This is a genomic window from Protofrankia sp. CiP3 (assembly GCF_917627345.1).
In the GTDB taxonomy this organism is placed as follows: Bacteria; Actinomycetota; Actinomycetes; order Frankiales; family Frankiaceae; genus Protofrankia.
In genome coordinates, this window is sequence record NZ_CAKJTM010000220.1 from 1 (window position 1) to 3,064 (window position 3,064).

The following is a 3,064-nucleotide window of genomic DNA, read 5'->3' on the forward strand; positions in this document are numbered from 1 at the left end:
TTGGAGTGGGCTGAAGAGGAGCTGTTGCAGGAGGATCTGGCGGCCCTTCCGCCGACGGGCCACGTGCCGCTGGACGCCCAGGAGCTGTTGGCTGAGCTCGGTGCCGAGGAGATGGCCTTCATCCGGGCGGCTACGGAGGTCCGCACCTACGACCAGGGCGAGGTCGTGTATGACGAGGGTGACCCGGCGGATGCGCTTTACTTCGTCACTCGAGGGCTGGTGAACATCGAGGTAAGCGCGGGTGGGAACCGTTGGTTCCGGCTCAAGACGGTGTCTGCTGGAAGCGCCTTCGGTGAGCTCGCGATCGTCGATGGTGGCGTGCGGACGACTCGTATCGTTTCCGCTGGGATCACGGTCTGTGAGGTGCTGTCGACGGTGGCGTTCGAGCTGCTGTTGAAATGCCATCCGGGGGCGGGGGATGCCATTTTCCGGGCGATCGCGCGGAGCCTGTCCTGCCGGTTGCGGGAGACCACGAGGGAGATCCAGGCCCTGGAGGAGGGATGACGGGAGCAACCGGTCCGTCCACGTGACCTTGCGCAATCGCGGCTAGGCGTGGCCCCCGGTGACGGTCTCGGCCCTGAGTTGAACCGTCGGCATCCCCGCCCTTTATGAACCCAGGACCTCCAAAGCGCGGCGCGTGCTCCGCTCATACGGTGCGGCAGCCGGGCCGAAACCCTGGCCACAGGATGAGTGGTGCATAAAGATCATTTTACGGCAAGGTGGAGGAACTGTTTCCTCGTCGTGGAGCTTGGCCGGAGTCCCGGGCCGAACCATTGGATCCGGGGTGAACAGCTGGTGGCGTCTACCTGGCGGCCGGCCCCGAGGAGCTGGCGCGGGCGATCCCTGACGATCATGGGTGCATGATGATCGAACTGTCGTGCCAGACAGATTGCCGTGTCAGGTCAGAGACAGGGAGCCGGTAAGTTCCCGGCCCGGAGCCAACCGAACCCGGAAAACGCGAGGGGATACCTCCCCCGAGGCGTCCCACATGCGTCGCGCCCATTCGGAGTTCGGCCAGCGTGTATCCGGTGACCACCATGCGCCTGCGAGGTCCACCTGGTCCAGCTGGGCGCCGGTGAGGTTCGCCCCGAACAGGCGGGCGTCGGTGAGGGTCGTCTCGGTGAGGGTCGCCCTGTCCAGCTGGACGCCGGACAGGTCAGCTCGCTCCAGCTGGCTGCCGGTGAGGTTCGCCCCGGCCAACCGGGCGCCGGTGAGGGTCGCCCCGGCCAACCGGGCGTCGGTGAGGTTTGCCCCGAACAGGCGGGCACCGGACAGGTCGGCCCCGGCAAGCTGGGCACCGGTGAGGTTTGCCCCGAACAGGCGGGCGCCGGACAGGTTCGCCCCGAACAGGCGGGCAGCGGACAGGTCGGCCCCGGCGAGCTGGCTGCCGGACAGGTCGGCCCCGGCGAGCTGGCTGCCGGACAGGTCGGCCCCGGCGAGCTGCCCGCCGGACAGGTCGGCCCCGGCGAGCTGCCCGCCGGACAGGTCCGCCCCGGCGAGCTGAGCGCCGGACAGCTCCGCATCGAACAGGCGGGCGCCGGACAGGTTTGCCCCGGCCAGCATGCTGTCGGACAGGTCGGCCCCGGCCAGCATGGTGTTGGACAGGTTCGCCCCGGCCAGCATGGTGTTGGACAGGTTCGCCCCGAACAGGCAGGCGCCGGACAGGTCGGCTCCGGCGAGCTGAGCGCCGGACAGGTCCGCCCCGGCCAACCGAGAGCTGATGGCGCCCACCGTTGCCGGCTCGGCCAGTTCTCCCTGCGTTTCCGCCGCGGTGGGCGAGTGGGCCTGGATCCGGGGACTGAGGTCATCACGGAAAAAGGACGTAGCAGGGAGCGGGTGAATGTCGTCGGTAGTCATTGCCTGTCCCCTTCTTTTCAGCGGCTTGCGATGGTGGTGCAGGAGCCTGGCCACGGCGCGAGCCGCGGCCACATCGTTATAATCCTCGTGATCTTGACATGAGAATAGCCTGGTGCGCTCAACGACACAGTGGTACACCCCGTCCCGGGGCGGCTGGGGTCCTGCGGCCTCTTGTGAAAGATCGTGGCGCGGGGAGTTCGGCGGGCTTCGTTGAGCCGCGGAGAGCAGCCTGGATGGTGAGGACGACGCGTGTGGTACGGCGCTGTTCGGTGCGTATCCAGGCCCGGCAGAGGCGGCTGAACGTCAGGAAACGGCTGCTGACGAAGTAGGTCGTCAACGCCGCGCCTCCGTCCGGAAATTATCCCACCCGACATAACTCTATATCGGCGAATGGACGTAGTCCGACGATCAACCTGTCGGGGAGGAGTCCTCGATGCCCGCCGTGGTCAGGGGCAGTTCTCCGGCGACCATGGTAGGTAAGGCCGCGTGGGCTTCTCCAGACTCGTTCCTTGATCATTTGTGCGCTCGTCGACCATGCGTGCAGGATTGGCCAGGTATACCATGCCGGGGCATCGGTCAGCATCAGAAAGAGGTTCTCCTGGCACGATCGTGGGTGTGATCGCTGTGCGATGGGTCGCCATAACAACAGACCGTGTCCTTCCCTCGCTGGGCTGCGCGATCGGCGAGAAACCGTTGCCCGGCAAAGGAAGAATGGTGTGCGTCTCCGGCGGATGGCGCAGAGGCCCTCGGGGCCGAATCGGTGATGCTGGAACAGGCGGCTCTCGGCGGGGGCGAGGAGGCTGTCCGCACACGATGAAGAAGATCGTAGCTTCAACAGCGTTCATGTCGTGACTGAAAGTATGTGGATGCTGGCCGGGGAGGGCCGGCGGCCGCTGATGGGCCCTGGGCCGGGAATCCTCCGGCCGCTCATCGAGACAGAGCTGGACCGGGTGGCCTGTGCCGAGCACGGTGTCGTGGGGGCCGGGTGCGTGCTCTGCGACGGTGCATGGACCTGTTCCATGGCGTGGCCGTGCGCATGGGACGCCTCACGATTACGCGTTTGTCAGCATCCGCAGGGAGGCGCTTGACGCCCATCTCCCCGGGCTTGTGGCTTCCGTTCACCTGTACTGTTGATTCTTACGGTGGCCATGGTTGGCGATGGCTTAGTGGTCGGCGCCGGAAGTTCATCCAGGGCCTGCCGGCGCCA

General features: G+C 66.7%; 2 protein-coding genes. One reads left to right on the plus strand and one right to left on the minus strand.

What is annotated here, in order from left to right:
* A partial coding sequence (locus MJ797_RS26540; RefSeq protein ID WP_239342448.1) for a Crp/Fnr family transcriptional regulator occupies positions 1–504 on the plus strand: 504 nt, incomplete at its 5' end.
* A 393-nt stretch (positions 505–897) separates the two neighbouring features.
* Here the strand turns inward: MJ797_RS26540 and MJ797_RS26545 are convergent.
* On the minus strand, positions 898–1,857 hold the full coding sequence (locus MJ797_RS26545; RefSeq protein WP_239342450.1) for a pentapeptide repeat-containing protein: 960 nt from the start codon (positions 1,855–1,857) through the stop codon (positions 898–900).
* Positions 1,858–3,064: the final 1,207 nt, after the last annotated feature.